The following is a 25388-nucleotide window of genomic DNA, read 5'->3' as shown; positions in this document are numbered from 1 at the left end:
TGTCTATTCTCAACGAGTGCCCACACAGATTGCATAGGTCAAATTGTTAAAGAGCGTGTTGACTGAGTGGTTGGCATTTCGTGACTTGCGTCTCGTTGCCCCGTCAACAGGAAGCGCAGTATAGAGATCTCAGTTTTTCCCGCAACCCCTAAACATAAAAAAAATGCGCCTTGCTACTCGTTTGTTCACAAAACAAACAAAAGTAGACAAAAGGCGCTTTTTTAGTCAGCAAAAACGGAAAGTGGCTGGTCTTCACCCGTTCTTATTTTCAATCACTCTTAGTGCGAATGCTGTTTTTCTTCCGCGCGTTCTTTAGCTCGGCAGTAACGTACAGAGCCCCACGCCATCAGCAGGAGTACAAAAGGTATCGCACCGGCTGTCCATTGTGCCCACGTATAATAGGCAAGTGTCTCTATGATGATGACATGGCCAAGGATCAATAAAGCCGCGCAGATTATCGCGACGACCATCATACTCAATTCTGATTTCATCCTTTTCCCCCTCAATGTTGTGTACGTGTTGAGTTTATCGAGGGAGACGCACGGTAGATTAGTACAGATAGCTCAGTATTCAGCTGTGACAGTTGAGTGCACAGATAAAGCTGAGATCGAGCTCGCAATCTGTGTGAGCCCCTCCAAGCTCTGACTATCATTGACCCCTTCGGCATTTTGCCTTCCCACAATCGAGACGTTCAGTCGAAAGCAGTGATTAAAGCGTCCGTCACTGGCAAATAGTGCACCCGGTGCGATTGTCACGCCATAAGGCCTGAGTGCTTGAAAGAGGTCGCGCGTATCGATGCCCTTATCGAGCATGATCCACAAAAAATAGCCGCCTGTAGGCTGACTCATCACCGTAGAGGGAGGTAAAAGTGCTTTTAGCCTTGTACGTATCACCTCATGGCGGGAAGACAATGTTTCGCGTAATCGCCGTAGGTGCGAGTCATACCCACCTTGCTTTAAATAATCGGCAATCGCCAATTGGTTAGGTGCGCCGACTGCCAAACTCGATACAGACTGGCGCTTCTCTATTTGCATCGCATAACAGCCTGCCGCTATCCAGCCAACCCGAAAACCCGGTGCGAGTTGTTTCGAAAACGAGCCACAGTGCAGCACACTACCCTGCGTATCGTAGGCTTTAAGCGGCATCGGCCTTGCCTCTGAGAAAAACAGCTCGCCATAGACATCATCCTCTATCAATGGCACTTGATACGCAGCGAGTATGCTGACCACATCTGGCCTGCGATGCGCTGGTATCGACGCGCCCGTGGGGTTATGGAAGTTGCTCATCAACCAACACGCACTGATCGAGTGGGACGCTAAGGCATGTTCCAGTGCATGGATATCGACCCCTGTTTCAGGATCAACCGCGACGGGAACGGCTTTAAGCTGTAAACGTTCGAGTGTCTGCAGCACCCCGTAGAACGCGGGGGCTTCAATAATCACCTTATCTCCTGGCTTCGTCACTGCCGCTAAAGACAGACTCAATGCCTCTATTGCCCCATTAGTAATAATGATTTCATCAATACTGACTTTAATTCCTTGGCGGAGATAACGCTGTGCAATCTGTCGACGTAGGCCGATATAGCCCGGCGGTAAAATCGTGAAGTGATCGGGATGAGAGGAGTGACGCAGCACTCGCGCCATCGCGCGGCCAAGCGCTTGCATGGGAAATAACTGAGGATCAGGAAAAGCTGAACCAAATGGGTAGTACGCGCCTTTATGGCTAGCACTGATCACATCAAGCACATCCTGGTGGGTGTCGAGCCACTGAGATTGCGCTTGTGGTCGTGCCAATGCATCCACCGCGAGCTTGTTATAATGAGGCCGCACAAAAAAGCCAGAGCGCGGACGCGCCTCAACCCAACCATCGGCTTCTAATTGCTCATAAGCTCTCATTACCGTCATTGGGCTAACGTGTTGAAGCCGACTCATCTCCCTCACCGAAGGGATCCGATCACCGACTTGCCAAACACGCTGCTGAATTTGTGTTTCGATCCAGCTGGCAATGTCTCGATAACGCATTTGCACACTGCTACTCCCTGTTATTGCCCAGACGGCGATCATACCTTGGCAAGTAACAATTGGCGGGATGGAATGTAGCGGAGTGTGACCTGATCAGCGCTAATCCTTACCCACAACGAAAAAAGCCCTAGTCTTTTGACTGGGGCTTTTTTGGGATTTGGTGCCGAGAGAGGGACTTGAACCCTCACACCCGTTAAGGCGGCGGATTTTGAATCCGCTGCGTCTACCAATTCCGCCATCTCGGCAAGTGGGGGCAATTATACGTACCGACCTTTGGAGTGCAAGTAATAAAAATAAAAATCCGTTCGTTCGCACTATTTTTAACCAATTCAAGCCATTCAGCCACATTGGTGCTGAATTTGTCCCCAAAAGACATCGCAAAACCGAGGTATAAGCTTACTCACTGTCTGCCGGTCTATGCTAGGCTAGCACCGAATTGAGTACTGGGGTGTGAACAATCAAATGCAAACTTCTTCTATCGCTTGCCCAACCGCAGGCTTTTTCCGGCGTTTAGCCGCTTGGCTTTATGATCTCCTCGTCGTGGCGGCTTTGCTCATGCTCGCCGGAGGGGGAATGATGGCAATACTCGCCCTAGCACAAGTGCTAGGCATGTCGATTGCCCCTTACCAAGACATCAGTGATTTCTTAACCCATCACCCGATAGTCAATCCACTTTATACTGCGTATCTGGCCTGTGTCATCGGTGGTTTTTATGGCTACTTTTGGTGTAAAGCCGGACAAACGCTGGGCATGCGCGCGTGGCGGCTTAGGTTACAAAATACCGATGGCAGCAACATTCGTCCCACTCAAGCCATTATTCGTTTGGCCACTGCCTGCTTTGGCCTCGGGAATCTGATTGTTCTTTTCGACATTAATAACCGTGCATTTCAAGACCACTTCGCCGAATGCGACATGATTGTGCTTCCCAAGCCCACTAAGAACAAAAAAGACTAATCACCTCTCTCGACTGGGCACCTGCTGCGTGCCCTCTCCTACCTATCGACTCACCGTTATAAATTGATATAAGACAATAAATGGGTTGATTTCTACCTATTCATCAATCCGTTATTTTTTAGGTTTTATTCATCACACGTAAAGCGACTGATTGACTAAATAATCAAAGCTCGCACATAAACTCATCATTAACTCAGCTTTCAGCACCGTAGAGGAAGCGAGCCCTACATCATTTAATCAATAAAAACCCAAGCCACACAAAAAGAGAAAATAATAACTACGCATAAATAACAACACCACATTCAGTTTTATGGAATTCACCTTTTTGGTGCTCCATTAACCACCTCTTCTTTTGTGAGATATCACTAAGAAGTGAAAAGGGAACCACTTTTACAATGAGTGCAAAGCCATGTACCACGGCATAAAAATAATAAATAACGTGAAATTAACGGAATTACCTCAATACGTGTAGCGCACTATAGATGCTAATAAGAGGTATGAGGAGAAAGTATGAGTACTCACAGTGTTCCCGAAAAAAAAGGCTGGTTCTCGAACTTAAAGTTCCCGTCCGCCTATACCATTCTATTCATTCTTATCGCCGTCGTCGCCGCCCTGAGCTGGGTGGTGCCCGCCGGTCAGTATGAACGAGAGTATAATGAAGAGCTCGGTCGAGACGTTCCTATCTCAGGGACTTACGAACAGGTTGACAGTAACCCTCAAGGCATTGTCGATGTCCTGCTGGCTCCCATTGACGGTTTTTATAACCACCAAACGTATGAAGCGGCCGCCATTGATGTCTCGCTGTTCATTCTGATCATTGGTGGCTTTTTAGGGTTGGTCACCAAAACAGGTGCCATTGATGCGGGGATTGAACGCGTCACCAAGCGTCTAGAGGGACGCGAAGAGTGGATGATCCCCATTTTGATGGGCTTATTTGCCGCCGGGGGCACCATTTATGGCATGGCGGAAGAGTCCTTGCCTTTTTATACGCTACTTGTGCCTGTGATGATGGCTGCACGCTTTGACCCTGTAGTCGCAGCGGCGACGGTACTGCTTGGGGCAGGGATAGGTACGTTAGGCTCAACCATCAACCCGTTCGCCACTGTGATTGCAGCCAATGCCGCAGGGATCCCTTTCACTGATGGTATCCTCCTGCGTCTTGCGATCTTAGTCATTGGCTGGCTTATTTGTGTTGTCTATGTCATGCGCTATGCGCGCAAAGTACAAGCCGATCAGAGCCAATCGATCGTTTATGACCAGTATGAAAGTAATAAAAAACACTTCCTGGGCGAGCACGACGACAACCAAAGCCTTGATTTTACGGCCACACGCAAAGTGATACTGACTATCTTTGCCGGTGCCTTTGCCGTGATGATATATGGTGTTTCATCTCTTGATTGGTGGATGGCAGAGATCTCAGCCGTCTTCCTGGGGGCTGCCATCATCATTGGCCTGATTGCACGCATGAGCGAAGAGGAAATCACCACCAGCTTCATTGATGGGGCGAGAGACCTACTCGGTGTGGCGCTAATCATCGGCATTGCCCGCGGGATCGTGGTGATTATGGATAAAGGCATGATTACCGACACCATCCTCAATAGTGCCGAGAGTTTAGTCAGTGGTTTGTCGTCTTTCGTCTTTATTAACGTGATGTATTGGCTGGAAGTGTTACTGTCATTCTTGGTGCCTTCTTCATCTGGCTTGGCAGTGCTCACCATGCCAATTATGGCGCCATTGGCCGACTTTGCGAACGTTGGGCGAGAATTGGTAGTAACGGCCTATCAATCGGCTTCGGGGCTCGTCAATCTCGTTACACCTACCTCCGGCGTGGTGATGGGTGGCTTGGCCATTGCCCGCGTGCCTTATGCGAAATGGATAAAATGGGTCGCGCCGTTGCTTGGCATTCTTACCATTATGATCATGGCCATGCTTAGCCTTGGCGTCATGTTATAACATCAGACATCAACTAAGCGTAGAGCGCATTGCTATCAAGCAGTGCGCTTTTTTATTTCTCTCACGTCCCCTGCTATAACAGCACACTTCCCTACCCCGTTCACACCTCTATTACATTATTAACACAAAGCGATTTAATACCGATCGTCATCACAAATAGAAACAAAAATCGCTCGGCATTTGTTAAATATAAATACCACTAAAGATAATCATTCATTTAATGCGCATAAGGTGAAATAAAAATAAAACATAAAAGGCATAAAAAATACACATGCCCTGCTAAAAACCTAGCACCATAAAAATAATATCGTTAAGCACGCAATAAAAGTGACTAAGTATTAAAAACCATTTTTTAATGTCGCCATAAATACCATTAACACAGAGTAAAAACCACGAAATAGAGGCAATGGTTTCAATGTGATCTAACTTCAAGTTCAACCGGCTCACGGCGTTAGAATAAATTTGTACSCAATAAAAAACCTGCACTTTTTATTTCCCTTCCGATAAAAAGCCAAGCAGAGATATACGGAGAAAGAAAGATGAACAACTTCTATGTCGGCTCTGAAATTGGTCAATTACGCACCGTGATGTTGCACCGCCCCGAGCGTGCTTTAACCCACCTCACCCCCTCGAACTGTCATGACTTACTTTTCGACGATGTTCTGTCAGTTGAACGTGCGGGTGAAGAGCATGACAAATTCGCTCAAACACTGCGCGATCAGGGCGTTGAGGTGCTATTGCTGCAAAACCTGCTTGCCGAGACGCTGGATGTACCCGAAGCCAAAGCCTGGCTAATGAACCTTAAGATCTCGGACTATACCTTTGGTCCGTCATTTGCGAACGATATTCGCTGCTATCTCAATGATCTCCCTCACCACGAGCTCGCATCAATGTTCTTAGGAGGGCTGGCGTACTCCGAGCTACCGATTACCACGACCTCCATGTTACAAGCGATGCATGCCCCATCGGACTTTATCATTGACCCCTTACCTAACCACTTATTCACACGTGATACCTCGTGCTGGTTATATGGTGGTGTGTCGATTAACCCCATGGCCAAACCGGCGCGTAAGCGTGAAACAAACCACTTGCGTGCGATCTACAAATGGCATCCTCGCTTTGCGAACGGCGACTTTATTACCTACTTTGGTGCACAAAACATCGACTACGACAATGCCACCATTGAAGGCGGCGATGTCACTGTCCTAGGGAAAGGCGTGGTATTGATTGGCATGTCTGAACGCACCACGCCACAAGGGGTGGAAAACCTCGCGTCCAGCCTGTTCAAACATGGACAAGCCAAGCAAGTAATTGCCATGGAGCTGCCAAAACATCGCTCTTGCATGCACCTAGATACCGTGATGACCCATATGCGTGAAGATACTTTCTCGGTGTACCCCGAAGTGATTCGCAAAGACATCAAATGCTGGAGTCTGACCGGTGACCGTAGCGGCCATCTCAATGTACGCGAAGAAGATTACTTCCTCACCGCCATCGAAAAAGCCCTCGATGTCGGCCCACTGAACCTGATCACTACCGGCGGCGATAGCTTCGAAGCGGAACGTGAACAGTGGAATGACGCCAACAATGTCTTGACCGTCCGCCCAGGTGTCGTCGTCGGCTACGAGCGTAACACTTATACCAATGAGAAATACGACAAAGCTGGGATCACTGTTCTATCCATTCCGGGTGATGAGCTGGGTCGCGGCCGCGGTGGCGCACGCTGCATGAGCTGCCCGATTCATCGTGATGGCATTTAATCCCCGAGCGGGCTGGGCACCTGGCTCAGCCCCCACCGACTGTAGAGAGTAAGACTATGAAAAAACCCACTGTCGTCGTGGCACTCGGAGGCAACGCCCTGCTTCGTCGAGGCGAACCTTTAGAAGCCGACATTCAACGTGCCAATATCGCCAAAGCGGCCAAAACCATTGCGGCTATCGGCGAACAATACAACGTGGTGCTCGTCCACGGTAATGGCCCTCAAGTTGGTTTACTGGCCCTGCAGGGGCTCGAATACAAATCCGTGACACCTTATCCTTTGGACGTGCTAGGTTCAGAAACCCAAGGCATGATTGGCTATATGCTGATGCAAGAGTTGCATAACTTAGCGCCAGACCAACACGTGTCTTGCATGCTGACCCAGATGACGGTCGATCCTAACGATCCTGCGTTTGCGAATCCCACCAAGCCAATAGGCCCAGTATATGACCAACAAGAGGCCGCCCAATTGGCCGAAAAATATGGCTGGGATATTAAACCGGATGGCCAATATTATCGCCGTGTTGTGCCCAGCCCACAACCTACTGGGATTGTCGAAGACGACGCTATCGCGAGCCTCATCGACCAAGGGCACTTAGTGATTTGTACGGGAGGGGGCGGTATCCCTGTGATCCAAGAAGGGACCCAGCTAAAAGGCATCGAGGCTGTCATTGATAAAGATATGTCTGCCGCCTTCCTCGCCCGTCAAATCAATGCCGATGCGCTGCTTATTTTGACCGATGCCGAAGCGGTTTATCTCGATTATGGTGAGCCAAGTCAACGCGCACTTGCCGACACAACACCCGATGATCTCAGCCAATATACCTTCGATGCTGGCTCTATGGGGCCAAAAATCGATGCCTCCTGCGAGTTTATTCGCCAAGGCGGCAAGCTAGTAGGTATTGGCGCCCTCGAAGATGGCCTTGCTATCTTGGCAGGCCAAGCTGGCACACGTATTCGTCCACACTCAGTCAATAACAACAATATTTCTCACGGCCAGCCTACCCCTGCACAGGCCTGAGACCAATAACAAAGAGGATTGCCCACTATGGCTTTTAATCTACGCAACCGTAACTTCCTAAAATTACTGGACTTCACTCCTCGTGAGATCCAACACTTTATCGATATGGCCATTGAGCTGAAAAAAGCGAAATACAATGGCTACGAAACGCCCCGTCTAAAAGGCAAAAATATCGCCCTTATCTTTGAAAAAGCGTCAACACGCACCCGCTGTGCCTTTGAAACCGCTGTTTTTGATCAAGGCGGCCAAGTGAGCTACATCGGCCCAACGGGGTCACAAATTGGCCATAAGGAGTCGATGAAGGACACCGCACGCGTATTGGGTCGGATGTATGACGGCATTGAATACCGCGGCTTTGGCCAAGACATTGTGGAAGAGCTGGGTGAGTTCGCAGGGGTACCTGTCTGGAATGGATTAACCACAGAGTTCCACCCCACCCAAATTTTAGCGGACTTGATGACCATGCTCGAGCATGGACGCGGCAAGCAACTGCACGAAATGCGCTTTGCTTACTTAGGCGATGCCCGAAACAACATGGGGAACTCTCTGATGGTGGGTGCCGCTAAAATGGGAATGGACATCCGCTTAGTGGCTCCGAAAGCATTCTGGCCAGAAGAAGAGCTAGTCGCACAGTGTCGTGCTATCGCCGAAAAAACCGGCGCACGCATTACGCTGACCGAAGAGGTACAAGAAGGCGTGAAAGATTGTGACTTCTTGTATACCGACGTCTGGGTGTCGATGGGTGAGTCTAAAGAAGCGTGGGATGAACGCGTTGCGCTCATGAAGCCCTATCAAGTCAATATGGATATCGTGAAAGCCACTGGCAACCCGCACGTGAAATTCATGCACTGTCTTCCTGCCTTCCACAATAACGAAACCACAGTGGGGGCAGAAATCGAAGAAAAGTATGGGTTAAAAGGCCTAGAAGTCACAGAAGATGTGTTTGAGTCAGACTGCTCAATTGTGTTTGATGAAGCAGAAAACCGTCTCCACACCATCAAAGCGGTGATGGTCGCCACCCTTGGCGATTAACGCCACCTGAGCGAGGGCGCCGAGTGGCGCCCTACTTCTCAATATTGACACCACCCAGTGACACCCATCAAAGTTTCATTTAAAAGCAACTGATAGCATATGCGATTGAATCACGCATTATTAGCTTTATGCGCTGATATTGACGTGAAATGCCGTTTATTATAAGGGGTTGCCCGTGGTTAATGATGCAATTCTATCGGTAGAAACGACCACACCGGAGGACGATATCCTCTCTGCGTGTCGACACCTGCTGCAAACGCAAAGCTTTACCACCCAAGACGCCGTTCGCCAGCAATTGGTTCAACTCGGCTATCTTGATGTCAGCCAGTCGACCGTTTCACGCCTATTATCCAAGCTCGGGGTCGCCAAAGTACCCAATGCGCATGGACAAAAAGTCTACGCACTCAGCGGAGATATGGAGCCTGTCTACGCGGTGTCTTCTGTCGGCTCACAAATCGATGACATCACCTGTAGCCAAGCCATGGTGGTAGTGAAAACCCACCCAGGCGGCGCCCAGTTGATCGCTCGCTTACTCGACTTGCACCGACATCCTTTGATCTTAGGAACGGTAGGCGGAAACGATACTGTCCTGGTCGCACCACGCCAGCTCAATGAGCTTGCCGCCTGCGAGCAAGTGGTTCGAGACCGCCTTGCCCCTGAGTAAACGGCTTTACGTGGCAAGCTAACCGTTGCAGACTATAGGTGTCGCTTTTTATAACAAAGGAACAGACAATGACCCAAGTACTGCAAACCGAGCAGGCGCCAGAAGCTATCGGTCCGTATTCGCAAGGCGTTGACCTTGGCAACATGGTGCTGACCTCAGGCCAAATCCCCGTCAACCCAGTGACTGGCCAGATCTCTCCTGAAATCACCGCACAAACACGTCAGTCTCTCGACAACGTCAAAGCGGTGGTAGAAGCTGCTGGGCTTAAAGTGAATGATATTGTTAAGCTCACCGTGTTTGTCAAAAACATGGAAGACTTTGCGGATGTCAACAAAGTGTATGGTGCGTTCTTTGATGAACACGGTGTGGAAAACTACCCTGCTCGTTCATGCGTTGAGGTCGCACGCCTGCCCAAAGACGTTGATATCGAAATTGAAGCGATTGCGGTACGCCAAGCCTAATTGGTAAGCGACGGCAACGAAAAGCTAATTCCAGCGAAGAGCTAATGCAAAAGCGGCGCCTCCAGGCGCCGCTTTTTTGTGTCGTGATGGCATAGCGCACGCTTATCAACAGCGCGCCATCACATCGATACGTGATAAAACGTCAGCAAACCAAGCGGTGAAGCGCTCGGGAGCATCCACCATCGCCTGCTTGACTTCATCTTCAGACCACCAGCGGCAGTCTGCTACCTCATCTGGGTTAGGGATCATGTCGACATGGTTGACTTCACAGGCGATGACTTGATCTAATTCATGCTCTATCAACCCGTTATCCAACTCGGCACGGTATTCAAACCAAGGTCCCATGGTAAAATCAAGCGGGCGCGCTATCCCTAACTCTTCATACAGGCGCCGTTTTGCCGCCGCCGCAACCGGCTCATCTTGTTTGGGGTGCGAGCAGCATGTATTGGTCCACAATCCACCACTATGATACTTATCGAACGCGCGACGCTGTAGCAAGTACTCACGCTCACCCTGCTCATTGCAACGAAACAACATCACTGAGAAGGCCATGTGCAGCCATCCTTGCTGATGGGCCTCCAACTTTTCAGCGATCCCTTGAGGTTCACCGCTCGGTGAGACCAAAACCACATGGTGGCGCTGGGTTGAAGTCATAAACCTATCCTCAATTAGCGAACGCCTTGATTGCGCTCCGCCACTTCTGCATCAAGTTGTTCGAGCTTGCTTTTCATCACCTGGTGGCAATGCTTCGCGAGGTCACGGACATTGTCTTTATCGTAGCCCGTTGACGAAATTGGCGCCATCACTTCAACAATCACATGGCCGTTGTTCCAGCGGTTCGCTTTTAGGTGATGCGTGGAGCTACATACTATGGGAATCAAGGGGACGTTCGCACCGATCGCCGCATGAAATGCACCGGTTTTAAAGGGCAATAATCCGCGCCCGCGTGAACGTGTTCCTTCGGGAAATAACCATACGCTCAATTGTTTGGCTCGGATTTTCTCTGTGACCTGCGCAATGGTTCCCATGGCTTTACTGCGATTGGCACGATCAATCAATACATTGCCCGTGAGCCAATAGAGCTGACCAAAAATGGGGATCCATAACAGGCTTTTCTTACCCACGGTGACCGCGCCAGGCATCAACGCATTCGATAAGGTTACCATATCCCAATTGCTTTGGTGGTTGGCGATACACACGCTAGCGCCAGGCTCACGAGGTGCCCCTTCTGCGAAGCGCAGCTCAAGGCTAATCCCGAACAAACCAGAGAGGCGTCCAAACCACTTACTGATATGGTAGCAATTACGAGGGTTGCGAGGGCTTAACAAGCAATACAAACCACCAAAAACAAACAGCAAAACAGCGACAATCAATAAAGCCAGCAGTCGCACGACAAAAATCATTTCTCTCTCCAAAGAGCAGGCGTGAAAGGCGAGTCAGTATACCGATTCAGCGCAAAAATGCACCCACACCGCCCCTGGGTTCAGGGGCGGTAGCAACTTAGTGTTCGGGCAGGATTTCGATTTGATCGACGCGCTGGAGACCTCGCGGCAGCATACTGCCTCGTCGACCTCGCTCGCCACGATAATGAGTGAGATCATCCGGTTTTAAGGTCAGTTTGCGCTTCCCTGCGTGCAAGGTCACCCCGGCATTGGCCGGCACCACATACAGTTGGCTTAACACCTCTTCACGTGACTTGGCGCGTGCGCCAGGAATATTAATGATCTTATTCCCTTTCCCTTTACTCAGTTGCGGAAGCTCATGGACCGGGAACACCAACATGCGGCCTTCATTGGAAATCGCGACAATCAAATCGCTTTCCAAATCACCCACCTGGCGCGGTGGCATCACTTCGGCTTGATCTGGAACCGTCAATAAGGCTTTACCGCTGCGGTTTTTGGAGAGCATATCCGCTTGCTTGCACACAAAACCATAACCGGCGTCCGAGGCCACCAAGGTGAGCTGCCCCTCATCAGCCATTAATACATGACGAATAGACGAGCCTGGGGTGATATTAATTCGCCCGGTAATCGGCTCACCTTGGCTGCGCGCGGATGGCAAGGTGTGCGACTCTATGGCATAGCTGCGACCATCAGACCCCAGGAAAACCGCGGGTTGGTTACTTTTGCCCGGTGCCGCGTCGAGGAACTTATCGCCTGCTTTGTAATTAAGGCCAGTGGCATCCACATCATGCCCTTTGGCATGGCGGATCCACCCTTTATCTGAGAGCACCACAGTGATGGGTTCGCTGGGGACCAAATCACGCTCAGTTAACGCTTTGGCCTCCGCTCGCTCAACCAGCGGTGAACGACGGTCGTCCCCGTATTTTTCCGCATCCGCGAGGATTTCTTTTTTGATTAAGGTGTTTAAGCGACGATCTGAGCCGAGCAGCTTCTCGAGCTTATCGCGCTCTTGGCTCAATTCATCTTGCTCACCACGGATCTTGATTTCCTCAAGCTTGGCTAACTGGCGTAATTTGATCTCAAGGATCGCTTCTGCCTGTTTCTCGCTCAAACCAAAACGTGCAATCAGCTCGGCTTTAGGCTCATCCTCACTGCGGATGATCTCAATCACCTCGTCAATGTTTAGGTAAGCGGCCAGTAAGCCTTCTAGAATATGCAGGCGGGCGAGGACTTTTTCTAACCGGTGCTCAAGGCGGCGTCTCACCGTCTGGCGGCGGAACGTTAACCACTCAGATAAGATGCCATGTAACCCCTTAACTTGTGGGCGTCCATCCAGGCCAATCATATTAAGGTTAACGCGGTAGTTCTTCTCTAGATCGGTCGAGGCGAACAAGTGATCCATCAGTTGATCACAATCGACACGGTTAGAGCGCGGCACAATCACAATCCGAGTGGGGTTTTCATGATCCGACTCATCACGCAGATCGTCTACCATCGGCAGCTTTTTCGCCCGCATTTGATTGGCGATTTGCTCTAGCAGCTTAGCGCCCGACACTTGATGAGGCAGCGCAGTAATCACAATTTCATTGCTTTCTTTATGCCAAAGCGCGCGCATTTTGATAGAGCCCCGTCCGCTAGCATAGAGCTTTTTCAAATCTGACTTCGGCGTGATCACTTCCGCTTCGGTAGGGTAGTCAGGTCCCTGTACATGCTCCAGTACACCGTCTAAGTCCAAGCTCGGCTTATCGATCATTGCGGCCAAGGCGTTGGCAAGCTCACGCGCATTGTGTGGCGGAATATCCGTTGCCATCCCTACCGCAATACCAGTGATCCCATTGAGGAGAATATGCGGTAAGCGTGCCGGCAGGGTTTTAGGCTCTTTCATGGTGCCATCAAAATTTGGCCCCCAATCGACGGTTCCTAGCCCGAGCTCTTGCAGCAACACCTCAGAGAAACGCGATAAGCGTGATTCCGTGTAACGCATCGCCGCAAACGATTTAGGATCGTCAGGCGCGCCCCAGTTACCCTGACCATCCACCAGCGGATAACGATAGGAAAACGGCTGAGCCATCAATACCATGGCCTCGTAACACGCCGAGTCGCCATGAGGATGGTATTTACCCAGTACATCCCCGACAGTACGCGCCGATTTTTTATATTTTGCCGTGGCGGATAGCCCCAGCTCTGACATCGCGTAAATGATCCGGCGCTGCACTGGCTTTAAGCCATCGCCGATAAACGGCAGTGCGCGATCCATGATGACGTACATCGAGTAATTGAGGTATGCGTCCTCAGTGAACTGGCGCAGAGCAAGCTGCTCTACCCCATCATAAGTCACCTCTGTCATGCGAATAAGATCCCGTTATAGTGATTTAGATATCGATAAGCTCGGCCATATCGCCTTTTTGCTGCAGCCAATGGCGGCGATCCTCTGCCCGTTTTTTACCCAGCAGCATATCCATCAGTTGCTGCGTCTGCTCATCATCATCAATAGTGAGCTGAACCAGGCGACGAGTATTGGGATCCATGGTGGTTTCACGCAGCTGTAACGGGTTCATTTCCCCCAAACCTTTAAAGCGTTGCACATTGATTTTGCCGCGTTTATTGCTCAAACGCTCAAGGATCCCTGCTTTTTCATCTTCATCCAAGGCATAAAAGACCTCCTTGCCACAATCGATGCGGTAAAGCGGCGGCATTGCCACATACACATGGCCAGCCTGAACCAAGGCTCTAAAGTGTTGCATAAAGAGTGCACATAGCAAGGTCGCAATATGTAAGCCATCGGAGTCCGCATCAGCGAGGATGCAGATTTTATCGTAACGAAGATTCCCCAAGTCCCCAGAATCAGGGTCAATACCCAGCGCCACAGAGATATCATGTACTTCTTGGGAGGCCAATACTTGGTCTGCGGAGACTTCCCATGTATTGAGGATCTTGCCTCGAAGCGGCATCACCGCTTGAAATTCGCGATCCCGAGCCTGCTTAGCTGAGCCACCCGCTGAGTCCCCCTCGACCAAAAATAGCTCGGTACGACTTGAATCTTGCATCGCACAGTCAGTGAGTTTGCCGGGTAGCGCTGGGCCTGATGCCACTTTCTTACGCACCACCTTCTTCGCGGCACGCATGCGGCGATGCGCACTGGCAATACACACTTCCGCCAAACGCTCAGCAAGGTGTGGGCGCTCGTTCAGCCACAGGCTAAAGGCATCTTTGACCACCCCAGACACAAACGCCGCACATTGGCGAGAGGACAAGCGCTCTTTGGTTTGCCCCGCAAACTGTGGGTCTTGAATCTTAACCGACAGCACGTACGCACAGCGCTCCCAAATATCATCGGCGGTCAGCTTTACGCCGCGAGGGAGAAGGTTACGGAACTCACAGAATTCGCGCATCGCTTCCAGCATCCCTTGGCGCAAGCCATTTACATGCGTGCCACCTTGTGCCGTTGGGATCAGGTTGACATAGCTTTCTGTCGTTAGCTCGCCCCCTTCTGGCAACCAAATAACCGCCCAATCCGCGGCTTCGGTCTGGCCACTGAATTCGCCGATAAAAGGTGTTTCCGGCAGAACTTCATAGCCTTTGACACTGTCAGCGAGGTAGTCTTTCAACCCATCCTGGTAACACCAGGATGTGATCTCATCGGTGTTTTTATCAGTGAGATTGACCGTCAGTCCCGGGCACAGCACTGCCTTGGCTTTTAAGATGGTTTTAAGACGGGCCAGTGAAAACTTGTCAGAATCAAAAAATTGGCCATCTGGCCAAAAGTGAACGCGCGTGCCACGGTTACGACGACCACAGGTGCCCGTCACGGTTAAATCTTGTACTTTGTCGCCGTTTTCAAAGGCAATATCATACACTTGACCATCGCGCTTAACGGTAATCTCTACCCGATGAGACAGCGCATTCACTACGGAGATACCCACCCCGTGTAAACCACCGCTAAATTGGTAGCTTTTGTTGGAGAACTTACCGCCCGCATGCAGTTTGCATAGAATCAGCTCAACCCCAGAGACGCCCTCTTCGGGGTGAATATCAACCGGCATACCACGACCATCATCAATCACTTCCAGTGATTGGTCGGCATGGAGAATCACATCAATCTTGCTGGCATGGCCGGCTAACGCTTCATCGACACTGTTATCGATGACTTCCTGCCCAAGATGGTTAGGGCGACTGGTATCTGTGTACATACCGGGGCGTCGGCGCACGGGCTCGAGCCCATTGAGGACTTCTATCGATCCTGCGTTATAGTTTTGTTCTGTCATAATCGATTGGCTTAATAAATGTGATGACATGGTCAGCAAGGGGGATCCGCTTGTCAAGCGCGGCGCCAGATTGCCACAAGTTTCTGTGAGCTGCTATCCGTCTGCTGTGACGTAGCGGCTAAGATAGCACGAGCTTGCGTCTGTGTGCCTCTGTTTCAATGCCTCTAGCCTGATGGCGCGCTAGATACCAAGAAATTGGAGAATATCCCCACAGTAACGTTCAAAGCCGACAAAGCTATGATCGCCTCTCGGCTCAACCGTTTGTTGACTGGCACTGAATTTTGCCACTGCTTGGCGATAGTCCAACACTTCATCACCTTCCTGTTGCAATAACCAAAATTGCTCAGGATGAGATAAGACCGGCACATCAATCTCACGCAAGGCGTTGATATCGGCAGCCTCGAGGGTGTAGCGTTCTTGGGTGTAAGGATTAACCTGTTCCCCAACATAATCTTGCAAGAGTTCGTAAGGGCGAACCGCGGGGTTAATCAGTACAGCGGGCAGTTGATAACGCTCACTCAGCCAGGTGGCTAAAAAGCCTCCTAACGAACTTCCCACCAAACCCAACTGATGGGTTTCGCTAAAGCGCGTGACCAGTTCATGCAGTAACTGCACGGTTGGCTCTGGATGACTGGGCAGTTGTGGCACCAACACCTCAATATCAGGACGATGCTGGGCGCAATAGTCTTGCATCTGTCTCGCCTTTAACGATTGCGGCGAGCTGTTGAAGCCATGAAGATAAAGCAACGCTGATGGCATGATTAATATCCGCTGGAGTCGAAGTCTGGCCGAAAGTGCTGACCGGTTACACGCGCCACTTGCGTTTCTACGCGCCCGTCGGCATACAGCTCAAGCCAGCGCCAACCTGGATTTTGGTTATCGAGCGCAAAGTCGTGTGAGTCTGGCATAAACTGGATACAGGTGGAGGGCGCCGCCATCACACGCGCACCTTGATAACGCACATCCAAGGCCTGATGAATATGCCCACACACCACAATTTTCGCTTGAGGATGACGCGCCATCACTTGCCAGAATGCCTCTCGGTTTGCCAATTTATGCTGATCCAACCAAGTGCTTCCTGCATCCAACGGATGATGGTGCAGCAACACCAACGCATGGCGCTCAGGATGCGCGCTTAAGTGTGTATCCAAAAGGTTCAGTTGCGCTTGCGATAATTCGCCGTGCGGTACACCAGCCACCTGACTGTCGAGCAGCACCATTTGCCAATGCTCCCCCAACAGGACTTGCGAGCAAGAGCGAAGGGTATTTGACTGTAATACCGCGCTCATTTCTGGCTGATAATCATGATTACCCGGTAGCCAAAAGCAAGGCTGTGACCACCGGGCGATACCGTCGACAAAACGCCGATACGATAAAGCGGAGTGATCTTGAGACAGATCCCCCGTGGCAATAATGGCGTCGAAAGTCGGGTCAGTGGCACTGATGGCATCCAGCACCGCATGGTAGCTGCGAAGCGTATTAATACCCAGCAAGCTACCCTGCTCACTCGCGAACAGGTGTGTGTCGGTGATTTGCAAAAGACGAATACAATCGCCGTCGGCGTTATCTATCTGGCAAGACTGCAACGTTGAAAATACCTTTGCTGGTTTAGTTTAACGATGATTTATACATAGGATCAGACGCCACCACGCCACGGCGTAGGCAGTGGCCAAGCCAATCCGATAAAAATGCATTAACCTGATGTTTTTCGTCGCGCTGATGCATGCGCGGATTCGGGTAATCATAACGTGGTTTTAAGCGTGAAATCTGCTGCGTGGTACACACTTCCGCGACCCGTGCATCGTGATACAAGCGCACTGTCAGGTTAGCACGTAAGTAATCCGGCGCGGCGCCTGGGCTCAACTGAGCAATATCCAGTAAGGTGGTGTAGCGGGTTGACTCACGCACGACCAAGGTATATTCCTGCCCTTGGATATCGTATCGACACACCTGTCCCACCTCGTCACGCTTGGGCATCAAACGGACAAGTTTGGCGTAGTTGGTTTCATACAAGCGCATCATCGCTGGTAAGTCGACACGATATTCTGTTTTCACACACACCTACTGTCTATTTACTGTTTTGTTCATTATAGCTTTGACGCAAGCGACTGGCATTGAGTTCCAACCATTGCAACGCAATGATTGAGGCGGCGTTTTCAATCTCACCATCAACCACCTTTTGATAGGCGTGTTGGCGAGATAATCGATGCACCAAAATGTCTTCATTTTCACTGTCGAGGCCGTGCACGCCTTCCGCTTCCGAGGCATCAACAATTGCGACAAACACATCCAACTGTTCAGAACAGCCACCAGAGCTGGATAAATAACGGGTAACACGCTCCATTTGATGCAGTAATAGCCCCGCTTCTTCCCGCGCTTCACGGTGGGCAACCTGCTCGGGGGATTGGTCTTTGTCTATCATCCCAGCCACAATTTCGAGTTGCCATGGTGTCGCGCCTGCTGCCATCGCCCCCACGCGGATTTGCTCAAGCATCACCACTTCATCACGTACGGGATCATAGGGTAAAACAGCCACCGCATGACCACGTTCAAACAACTCCCGCACCACAGAGCCACTCCAGCCGCCTTCAAACAAGCGATGACGAAACTGATAGCGCTGAATGGAAAAGAAACCTTGATAAAGCGAAGAAATATCCTCGATCACAATATCGTCGCGATCGAATTGTCCAGGCGGATAGTCTGACATGCGGGCTCCTTATCCTCGATGACACGAGCTGACGAATTGAAATGCTGAGTCACGCCTATACCCACTGGCCTGTGCCGAGCGGCAACGCGCGTCTTTCTAGCAAACCATAAACTTAACTTTTTTGATAAAAGTTACAACTATTTTTCAGTCCCATTTGCAAATTGGATAGTTTACACTCAATGTCCTAACAAATTGTCAGTTTCACGCAAGCATAATTGCGGTAAGCTAGTGACCGTCTATTTATCTAATCGCACAGATTCAGGGATTCCATCTATGAAAAAATTGCTCCCTTTGGCGTTAAGCTTGGCACTCGGCAGCGTAAGCAGTGCAGCCCTTGCCGATGATCTCGCCCAAATTTATCAACAAGCGAAGCAAAGCGATCCCACTCTTAATCAAGCGGCCGCCGAGCGCGACGCAGCGTTTTCTGCTGTGGATGCCACTCGTGGCACCTTGCTACCACAAATAGCCTTAAATGCGGGATACGCCATTACCCGCAATGACAGCGACGATCAGCGTGACGTCAACACCACCAGCGCCGATATCAGCTTAAGCCAACAGATTTTCAAACGTGATAGCTGGGTCAACCTGGATATCAGTGAAATGCAGGCGCGCCAGCTAGATGCGACCTATGCGGCGCAGCAGCAAGGATTAATGCTGCGTGTGGCACAAGCCTATTTTGACGTGTTGCGCGCCATGGACAAGCTTGAGTTTATTCAGGCAGAAAAAGCGGCCGTGGGCCGTCAGCTTGAGCAAACCAAGCAACGTTTTGAAGTGGGCCTTTCGGCGATTACCGACGTGCATGACGCCCAAGCGCAATACGATGCCGTACTGGCCGATGAAATTTTGGCCGAAAACGCGCTCACCAACAGCTATGAGGGCTTGCGTGAGATCACCGGCCAAGCCCCACATGACTTGCGTGTGCTCGACACTGACCGCTTTAGTGCCAGTAACCCGCAGCAGCAACCGGCAGCACTGGTCAAAGTCGCCGAAGAGAAAAACCTCGAGTTACTCGCCAACCGCATTGCCCGTGATACCGCCAAAGAGCAGATTAAGCTGGCCAAAACCGGTCACCTGCCCACGCTGACCTTCAGCGCACAATACGGGATGACGGATAGCGATAATCAGCACAGCGATGTTTATTCCTCTGATTACAACCAAGGCACTGCCAGCCTCGATTTTAGCTTGCCACTGTTCACCGGCGGCAGCACCTCGGCCAATGTGGAAAAGGCGCAGCATGAGTATGTGGCCGCGTCACAAAGCCTGGAAGCCAAATACCGCAGCACGGTAAAAGATGTGCGCGCTTTCTATAACGACATCAATGCCTCAATTGGTGCGCTGCGTGCCTATGAGCAAACCGTGGTCTCTGCACGCTCAGCGCTAGAAGCCACTGAAGCAGGTTTTGAAGTGGGTACTCGTACCATTGTCGATGTGTTGGATGCTACGCGTCGCCTTTACGATGCCAACCGCAACCTCTCCAATGCGCGCTACGACTATATTCTAAGCCGTTTACGTTTACACCAAGCCATGGGCACCTTGTCTGAGCAAGATTTGCTCGATATTAACCAAGGGCTGGTTAAGCAAGAGTGATTCACGCTTGAGGCTCTAGTATGCAAAAAGGTGCCGACGGGCACCTTTTTTATTGTCATGAGTTGAAAGGGCAAGGCGCTATTGACCACGCCGGATCGACTCAATGATTTCTGTGGTAGAGCAGCCATCTTCAAAATTAAGCACTTTGACCTCTCCCCCGTTGGCGAGCACCGCCTCGGCACCAGCAATCTCGTTGACCTGATAATCACCGCCTTTAACGAGCAAATCGGGCAAGACTTCGCCAATCAGGCGCGCAGGCGTTTCTTCGCCAAAAGGAACCACCCAATCGACCGCGCCCAGCCCTGCCAGCACCGCCATCCGTCGATCGGTTGGATTGACCGGACGGCCGGGCCCTTTCAGCGCTTGGACTGATGCATCCGTGTTGACGGCAACAATCAGGCGATCGCCCAGTTTGGCTGCTTCATTGAGGTACGCCACATGGCCTGCGTGCAAAATATCAAAGCAGCCATTGGTCATCACCACTTTCTCACCTCGCCCTTGGGCGACGTGCACCGCATCAATCAGCTGCGCTTCGGTTGTTACGCCAAAACCAGACTCGTGCGAGCCGTGTACCGCTTCGGTCAGCTCAATAGTAGAGAGGGTTGAGGTACCCAACTTACCCACTACCACGCCGGCCGCAGCGTTAGCCAGCGCACAGGCTTGCTCTATCGGTTTGCCCGCGGCCAATGATGCCGCCAATACCGATATCACGGTATCCCCCGCCCCTGTGACGTCGTACACTTCTTTGGCAAGCGTTGGCAAGTTCAGCGGCGCGGCATCAGGGCGCAGCAATGTCATCCCATGTTCACTGCGGGTGACCAACAACGCACCAAGCTCGTATTGCTTGATCAACGCCAGGCCTTTTTCTTCCAAGCTTTGATCGTCCGTCACTGTGCCTGCCACCGCTTCAAACTCTGCCATATTTGGCGTCAGTAAGCTCGCCCCTCGATATCGCTCAAAATCCGTGCCTTTAGGGTCAACCAAGGTGGTGACATCCGCTTGTTTGGCGGCCTGAATCAATGTTTGCACCTCGGCTAATGCCCCTTTGGCATAGTCCGATAAGATCATCGCCTGCGCCTTGGGCAGTGCCGCCTCGACTTTAGCCAGCATGGGTGCCACATCCACACCCGCAAAACCCTCTTCAAAATCCAGACGAATCAACTGCTGGTTACGGCTCATTACCCGAAGCTTAGTAATAGTGGGATGCGAGTCTAGCGCCACAAAATCACAGTTAACATTTAACGAGTCGAGGGTTTGTGTGAGCGCATCAGCCTGTTCATCCTTCCCGGTCAGACCAATCAGCTGGGTATGCCCACCTAAGGCTGCGATATTCATCGCCACGTTCGCGGCGCCACCTGGGCGCTCTTCCGTTTGATTGATCTTCACTACAGGCACGGGCGCTTCTGGAGAAATGCGTCCCGTCGGTCCATACCAATAGCGATCGAGCATCACGTCGCCGACGACCAGAACATTGGCTTGGCTATAATCAGGAAGGCTGAGTTTCATCTGGATCTCCGAATACTGTCGTTACCGAGCGATAGTAGCATAGCCATAGGCTAAATGGGGGGCTCACAGGCGTATGCTGCGCACAATCTCAACACTCACCGCACACACTCGCGCAGGACAGCGCCAAGAATTTACTCTACAATAGCGCGGGCCTCACGGCTCTTTCTGGTTTGGTTTTCATGAGTCATTAACGCTATGAGCGATTTTTCAGCCCCCACTTTTCGCATTGGGTTTCTTCACCCTCGCTATCTTCATACCTGGCTCGGCGTCGGGTTAATGTATCTGGCTAGCTGGCTGCCTTATCGCGTCCAATTTTATATGGGCCGCAGCTTGGGTCACTTGATGCATACACTAATGAAACGCCGCGTTAAAATTGCCGATCGTAACCTAGCGCTGTGCTTTCCAGAGATGACGCCCGCTAACCGCGCTGCGATGGTGAAAGAAAATTTTGCCAACGCCGGCCTTGCCTTGTTCGAGACTGGTATGGCGTGGTTTTGGCCCAAATGGCGAATCAACAAGCATGTCACCATTGAAGGATTAGACATCCTGCTTGAGCTTGAACAACAAGGCAAAGGGGTGCTTTTAATTGCCGTGCACTCTCTAAATTTAGAGATTGGCGCGCGCGGCTTAAGCGAACAAACCCCTGGCGTGGGGGTGTATCGCCCCAATACCAACCCTGTGTATGACTGGTTTCAGTTCCGTGGCCGGATGAAGCGTAATATTGGCGTCGATCGCAAAGACGTTAAGTCGATGATCCATTACCTCAAAGAGGGTCATCGCATGTGGTATGCACCCGATCACGATTATGGTCGCCGCCGCTCCACATTCGCACCACTGTTTGCGGTCAAACAAGCTTGTACCACCACAGGTACCAGTTTGCTGACCCATGCCGGCCACGCCACCGTGGTACCATTTTCTGTGGTGAGGGAAAGACGGCTTGGCCAATACCGCGTTAAAATCGACCCACCGATAACGGATTTCCCTAAAGAAGCGCATGCCGCAGCGGTGATCACTAACCAAGCGGTTGAACGACTGATCCTACGCGCCCCAGAGCAATATATGTGGTTGCATCGGCGTTTTAAAACCCGCCCAGAGGGTGAGTCTTCCTTATACGAGAGAATCTAGCCCTATATAGGCCGCCAATCGCGGCCTCATTATTGCGCCTTACAGCTGCTAGTCTGCTTGCCCATCAAACCACTGTTGCCAGGCTTGCTGCACGATTTCACGCTCATCGATAAAGGCATCAGCCTCCACCTGCCCACTCTCACCAGCTAGGTGGCTCCGGTGGAGCGCATTGCGCATCCGAGTATAGGCCGACTTTAATCCCGCCGCCTGCGTCAGTGGCATCACTCCCAGCTCTCCGGCTTGCTCAAAAATACGCGCGTTATCGCTATATCGGGTAAGCGCCGGTTGACTGGCACTGTTGCCGAGCACTAAGTATTGCGCCAAGAACTCGATATCAGTGATCCCACCGGCGTCTTGTTTGATGGAGAAGGTATCTTTTTGTCCTGTCGCTTTATGCTGACGCATTTTTTCACGCATGCCACTGACTTGCTCTCGCAGCGTATCGATGTCTCGTGGCGTGGTGAGAATGCCATGACGGACCTGGGTAAAGCCGGACTCTAGCTTAGGATCACCATATATCATGCGTGCACGAACCAGTGCCTGGTGCTCCCATGTCCACGCCTCTTTTTGTTGGTAATCAGCATAAGCTTCGAGCGTGCTCACCAGCATCCCGGAGGTGCCGGAAGGGCGAAGGCGTGTGTCAATGTCATAGAGCACCCCAGAGGGAGTACGCGTAGAGAAAAGATGGACGATACGCTGAGCAAGACGTAGATAAAACTGCCGACCATCAATCACTTTACGACCGTCAGTCTCAATATCCGCGGGGCAGTCATGGAGAAAAACCACATCGAGGTCGGAATTATAACCCAGCTCCCATCCGCCTAACTTGCCATAGCCAATCACCGCAAAACCTCGGCCCTCGCGCTCGCCCAAGTGTGTCGGTTGGCCATATTTTTCCACCATTTGGTGCCACGCCTGATTGACCACCGCCTCCACAATCGCTTCAGCCAAGTAAGTCAAATGATCACTGACGCGCATCACAGGTAGCACACCAGCGATATCCGCCGCGGCAATTTTTAATAACTGAACTTGCTTAAACTGACGCACCGCCTCCATTTGTTGCTCCATATCCTCAACGGGGATACGAGCAAGATAATCGCGTAATTCGCTGCGATAGGCATCCGGCGCCAAGGGTTGGTACAAATGGGTTAAATCGAGCAGCTCATCCAGTAGCAAAGGGTAGCGCGCCAACTTTTCTGCCACCATCGGGCTGGCCGTACAAAGTCGTAACAGCTGATCAATCGCCCCGGGGTGCTCATCCAACAGCTCTAAGTAGGTGGTGCGCGTCGAGATATTGAGTAACAGGTGGGTGATATGTGGCAGCACCTGCTGTGGTTGCGGTAACGTCAGTAGCTTACTTAACATGACGGGCATCAAACGGTTGAGCACCTCACGTCCTCGAGGGCCCACAGTGCGCTTAGCCAGCTCTTGTTTAAACGCTAATAACTGCTCAGCAATATTGGTGTCCGGTAGATCTAAGCCTGCTAAGATCAAGTGGGCGTTTTCTACATCGCGCGCCACCGCCCATAGATCGTGATACTCAGTATCGACGTCCGTGTCTGTTTCTTGCTCATCTTCGCCAATCAAGCCGGAAAACACCTGATTAACCGCTTGCATATGCTGGGTGATGTCGGCCTGTAAGCGCGTCCAGTCATTGACCCCCATGGCGTGACAAAGCCGCTCACGATCAAGGTCGTTATCGGGCAGGGTCTGCGTTTGGTTGTCATCAATGGCTTGTAGGAGGTTTTCAACGCGACGCAAATAGCAATACGCGGCCTTTAATTGGCTCACCTCAGCGGTAGGCAATAATTCCAGTTCCGCAATCGCATCTAAGGTGTCGAGCAAGCCGCGCTGACGCAAACTGGGCTCTCGGCCGCCACGAATAAGCTGAAACGACTGAGCAATAAATTCAATCTCACGAATCCCCCCCGCACCAAGCTTAATATTATCCGTTAAGCCACGCCGACGTACCTCTCGTTGGATTAACTGTTTCATCCGCCGCAACGCTTGAATCGCACTAAAATCGATGTAACGACGGAAGACAAACGGGCGTAGCATCTGCCGTAGCGTTTGATAGCAGTCATACTGCTCTTTCCCCATGACGCGCGCCTTCACCATCGCATAGCGCTCCCAATCACGCCCTTGTTCTTGGTAGTAATCTTCGAGTGCGGAAAAGCTCATCACTAAAGGGCCACTATCCCCAAAGGGACGAAGACGCATATCAACCCGATAACAAAAACCGTCCACCGTGGGTTGATCAAGCGCTTTGATCAAGCGCTGCCCTAGCCGGGTAAAAAACTGGGCATTGGCGATGCTTTTTCTCGCGCCCTGGGTTTCTCCCGCCTCAGGGTAAGTAAAGATCAGGTCGATGTCTGAAGAGAAGTTGAGCTCGCCACCACCAAGTTTGCCCATGCCCAAAATCAGCATCGGCTGCGGCTCCCCCTCGGGGCTCATGGGTGTGCCCCAGTCGTGACAGCCGCGCTGATAGAGCCATTGATAAGCTGATAATATTTGCGCTTCCGCAAGGGCTGATAGATGCTGTAAACCTTGCTCAACCGGCCATTGATTGTGGATTTCCTGCCACGCAATCCATACGAGCTCACGCTGGCGGTGCTGGCGGAGTTGACGGTGAAACTCGCTCTCATCCGTCACCGCTTCCAACGCCTGGCTCAACTCAGCTTGGTATGTCTGCTCACGCGAGGCTTGCTGGTGATGCTGATACAGCCAGTCGAGAAGTCCAGAGGTTTGGGTTAATGCCTTGGCGACAAACTCGCTACACGCTAAAGCCTGCTCGAGTTGCTCACGCGCCGTGCCTTGCCACTGCGGCACGGCCTCAGGGGAAAATTCATTTAATCGTGTCCAGTGCTGATGCAAGCAAGCGGCAAGAGAGTCAGAGAGTACCATGGGCAGTCCTTTTGCTATCGTCCTGTA

General features: G+C 51.3%; 21 protein-coding genes and 1 tRNA gene. 9 read left to right on the top strand and 13 right to left on the bottom strand.

Annotated features, from left to right (window positions below):
• Positions 1–278 precede the first annotated feature (278 nt).
• From BZG73_RS13045 to BZG73_RS13035, 3 genes are all read right to left on the bottom strand, one after another.
• Positions 279–491, bottom strand: a complete 213-nt coding sequence (locus tag BZG73_RS13045; protein WP_046074225.1) for a hypothetical protein — start codon at positions 489–491, stop codon at positions 279–281.
• Positions 492–563: 72 nt separating this feature from the next.
• A complete protein-coding gene (locus BZG73_RS13040; RefSeq protein ID WP_235606070.1) occupies positions 564–2021 on the bottom strand; it encodes an aminotransferase-like domain-containing protein in 1458 nt (485 codons plus the stop codon).
• Between the two features lie 158 nt (positions 2022–2179).
• Positions 2180–2266: transfer RNA gene (locus tag BZG73_RS13035), tRNA-Leu, on the bottom strand.
• 217 nt (positions 2267–2483) lie between these two features.
• On the opposite strand from BZG73_RS13035, the gene BZG73_RS13030 reads away from it, so the two are divergent.
• From BZG73_RS13030 to BZG73_RS12995, 7 genes are all read left to right on the top strand, one after another.
• Positions 2484–2975 (top strand): RDD family protein, encoded by a 492-nt coding sequence (locus BZG73_RS13030; protein WP_077668523.1) that lies wholly within the window; start codon positions 2484–2486, stop codon positions 2973–2975.
• A gap of 510 nt (positions 2976–3485) precedes the next feature.
• The gene (locus tag BZG73_RS13025; protein WP_046074226.1) at positions 3486–4928 is read left to right on the top strand and encodes a YfcC family protein; all 1443 of its coding nucleotides are present in this window, start codon (positions 3486–3488) and stop codon (positions 4926–4928) included.
• A gap of 539 nt (positions 4929–5467) precedes the next feature.
• Positions 5468–6688, top strand: a complete 1221-nt coding sequence (gene arcA / locus BZG73_RS13015) for an arginine deiminase (RefSeq protein WP_046074228.1) — start codon at positions 5468–5470, stop codon at positions 6686–6688.
• A gap of 56 nt (positions 6689–6744) precedes the next feature.
• Positions 6745–7707, top strand: a complete 963-nt coding sequence (gene arcC / locus BZG73_RS13010) for a carbamate kinase (protein ID WP_077606366.1) — start codon at positions 6745–6747, stop codon at positions 7705–7707.
• A 27-nt stretch (positions 7708–7734) separates the two neighbouring features.
• Complete coding sequence (argF, locus tag BZG73_RS13005; RefSeq protein WP_077668519.1) at positions 7735–8739, top strand: ornithine carbamoyltransferase; 1005 nt, start codon at positions 7735–7737, stop codon at positions 8737–8739.
• 175 nt (positions 8740–8914) lie between these two features.
• Positions 8915–9403: an arginine repressor gene (locus BZG73_RS13000; protein ID WP_046074231.1), complete on the top strand. Its 489-nt coding sequence runs from the start codon at positions 8915–8917 to the stop codon at positions 9401–9403.
• A gap of 68 nt (positions 9404–9471) precedes the next feature.
• Entirely contained in the window at positions 9472–9864 is a 393-nt protein-coding gene (locus tag BZG73_RS12995) for a RidA family protein (RefSeq protein ID WP_046074232.1), read from the top strand.
• A 105-nt stretch (positions 9865–9969) separates the two neighbouring features.
• Here the strand turns inward: BZG73_RS12995 and idi are convergent, their stop codons facing one another.
• From idi to nudF, 8 genes are all read right to left on the bottom strand, one after another.
• Positions 9970–10518, bottom strand: coding sequence for an isopentenyl-diphosphate Delta-isomerase (gene idi, locus BZG73_RS12990; protein ID WP_077668518.1), 549 nt, complete (start codon positions 10516–10518; stop codon positions 9970–9972).
• A 14-nt stretch (positions 10519–10532) separates the two neighbouring features.
• Positions 10533–11267: a 1-acylglycerol-3-phosphate O-acyltransferase gene (locus tag BZG73_RS12985; RefSeq protein ID WP_046074234.1), complete on the bottom strand. Its 735-nt coding sequence runs from the start codon at positions 11265–11267 to the stop codon at positions 10533–10535.
• Positions 11268–11364: 97 nt separating this feature from the next.
• Positions 11365–13614, bottom strand: a complete 2250-nt coding sequence (gene parC / locus BZG73_RS12980; protein WP_077668517.1) for a DNA topoisomerase IV subunit A — start codon at positions 13612–13614, stop codon at positions 11365–11367.
• A 25-nt stretch (positions 13615–13639) separates the two neighbouring features.
• Positions 13640–15532, bottom strand: coding sequence for a DNA topoisomerase IV subunit B (gene parE / locus BZG73_RS12975; protein ID WP_077668522.1), 1893 nt, complete (start codon positions 15530–15532; stop codon positions 13640–13642).
• A 180-nt stretch (positions 15533–15712) separates the two neighbouring features.
• Positions 15713–16291 (bottom strand): esterase YqiA, encoded by a 579-nt coding sequence (gene yqiA, locus BZG73_RS12970; RefSeq protein WP_077668516.1) that lies wholly within the window; start codon positions 16289–16291, stop codon positions 15713–15715.
• Between the two features lie 2 nt (positions 16292–16293).
• The gene (gene cpdA, locus BZG73_RS12965) at positions 16294–17118 is read right to left on the bottom strand and encodes a 3',5'-cyclic-AMP phosphodiesterase (RefSeq protein ID WP_077578776.1); all 825 of its coding nucleotides are present in this window, start codon (positions 17116–17118) and stop codon (positions 16294–16296) included.
• Positions 17119–17140: 22 nt separating this feature from the next.
• A complete protein-coding gene (locus BZG73_RS12960; protein ID WP_077668515.1) occupies positions 17141–17587 on the bottom strand; it encodes a DUF1249 family protein in 447 nt (148 codons plus the stop codon).
• Positions 17588–17600: 13 nt separating this feature from the next.
• Positions 17601–18239 (bottom strand): ADP-ribose diphosphatase, encoded by a 639-nt coding sequence (gene nudF, locus BZG73_RS12955; RefSeq protein ID WP_046074238.1) that lies wholly within the window; start codon positions 18237–18239, stop codon positions 17601–17603.
• Between the two features lie 273 nt (positions 18240–18512).
• Between nudF and tolC the strand changes: the two genes are divergently transcribed.
• A complete protein-coding gene (gene tolC / locus BZG73_RS12950) occupies positions 18513–19826 on the top strand; it encodes an outer membrane channel protein TolC (protein WP_077668514.1) in 1314 nt (437 codons plus the stop codon).
• A gap of 78 nt (positions 19827–19904) precedes the next feature.
• Here tolC and hldE read toward each other — a convergent pair whose 3' ends face one another.
• Positions 19905–21332, bottom strand: coding sequence for a bifunctional D-glycero-beta-D-manno-heptose-7-phosphate kinase/D-glycero-beta-D-manno-heptose 1-phosphate adenylyltransferase HldE (hldE, locus tag BZG73_RS12945; protein WP_077668513.1), 1428 nt, complete (start codon positions 21330–21332; stop codon positions 19905–19907).
• 195 nt (positions 21333–21527) lie between these two features.
• On the opposite strand from hldE, the gene lpxL reads away from it, so the two are divergent.
• A complete protein-coding gene (gene lpxL / locus BZG73_RS12940; protein WP_077668512.1) occupies positions 21528–22457 on the top strand; it encodes an LpxL/LpxP family Kdo(2)-lipid IV(A) lauroyl/palmitoleoyl acyltransferase in 930 nt (309 codons plus the stop codon).
• Between the two features lie 48 nt (positions 22458–22505).
• Here lpxL and glnE read toward each other — a convergent pair whose 3' ends face one another.
• On the bottom strand, positions 22506–25361 hold the full coding sequence (gene glnE, locus BZG73_RS12935) for a bifunctional [glutamate--ammonia ligase]-adenylyl-L-tyrosine phosphorylase/[glutamate--ammonia-ligase] adenylyltransferase (RefSeq protein WP_077668511.1): 2856 nt from the start codon (positions 25359–25361) through the stop codon (positions 22506–22508).
• Between the last annotated feature and the right edge of the window lie 27 nt (positions 25362–25388).

It is taken from the genome of Salinivibrio siamensis, assembly GCF_001996005.1.
Lineage (GTDB): Bacteria > Pseudomonadota > Gammaproteobacteria > Enterobacterales > Vibrionaceae > Salinivibrio > Salinivibrio siamensis.
Note: the sequence above shows the minus strand (reverse complement) of the source record. Positions and strands in the feature narration are given on the sequence as shown.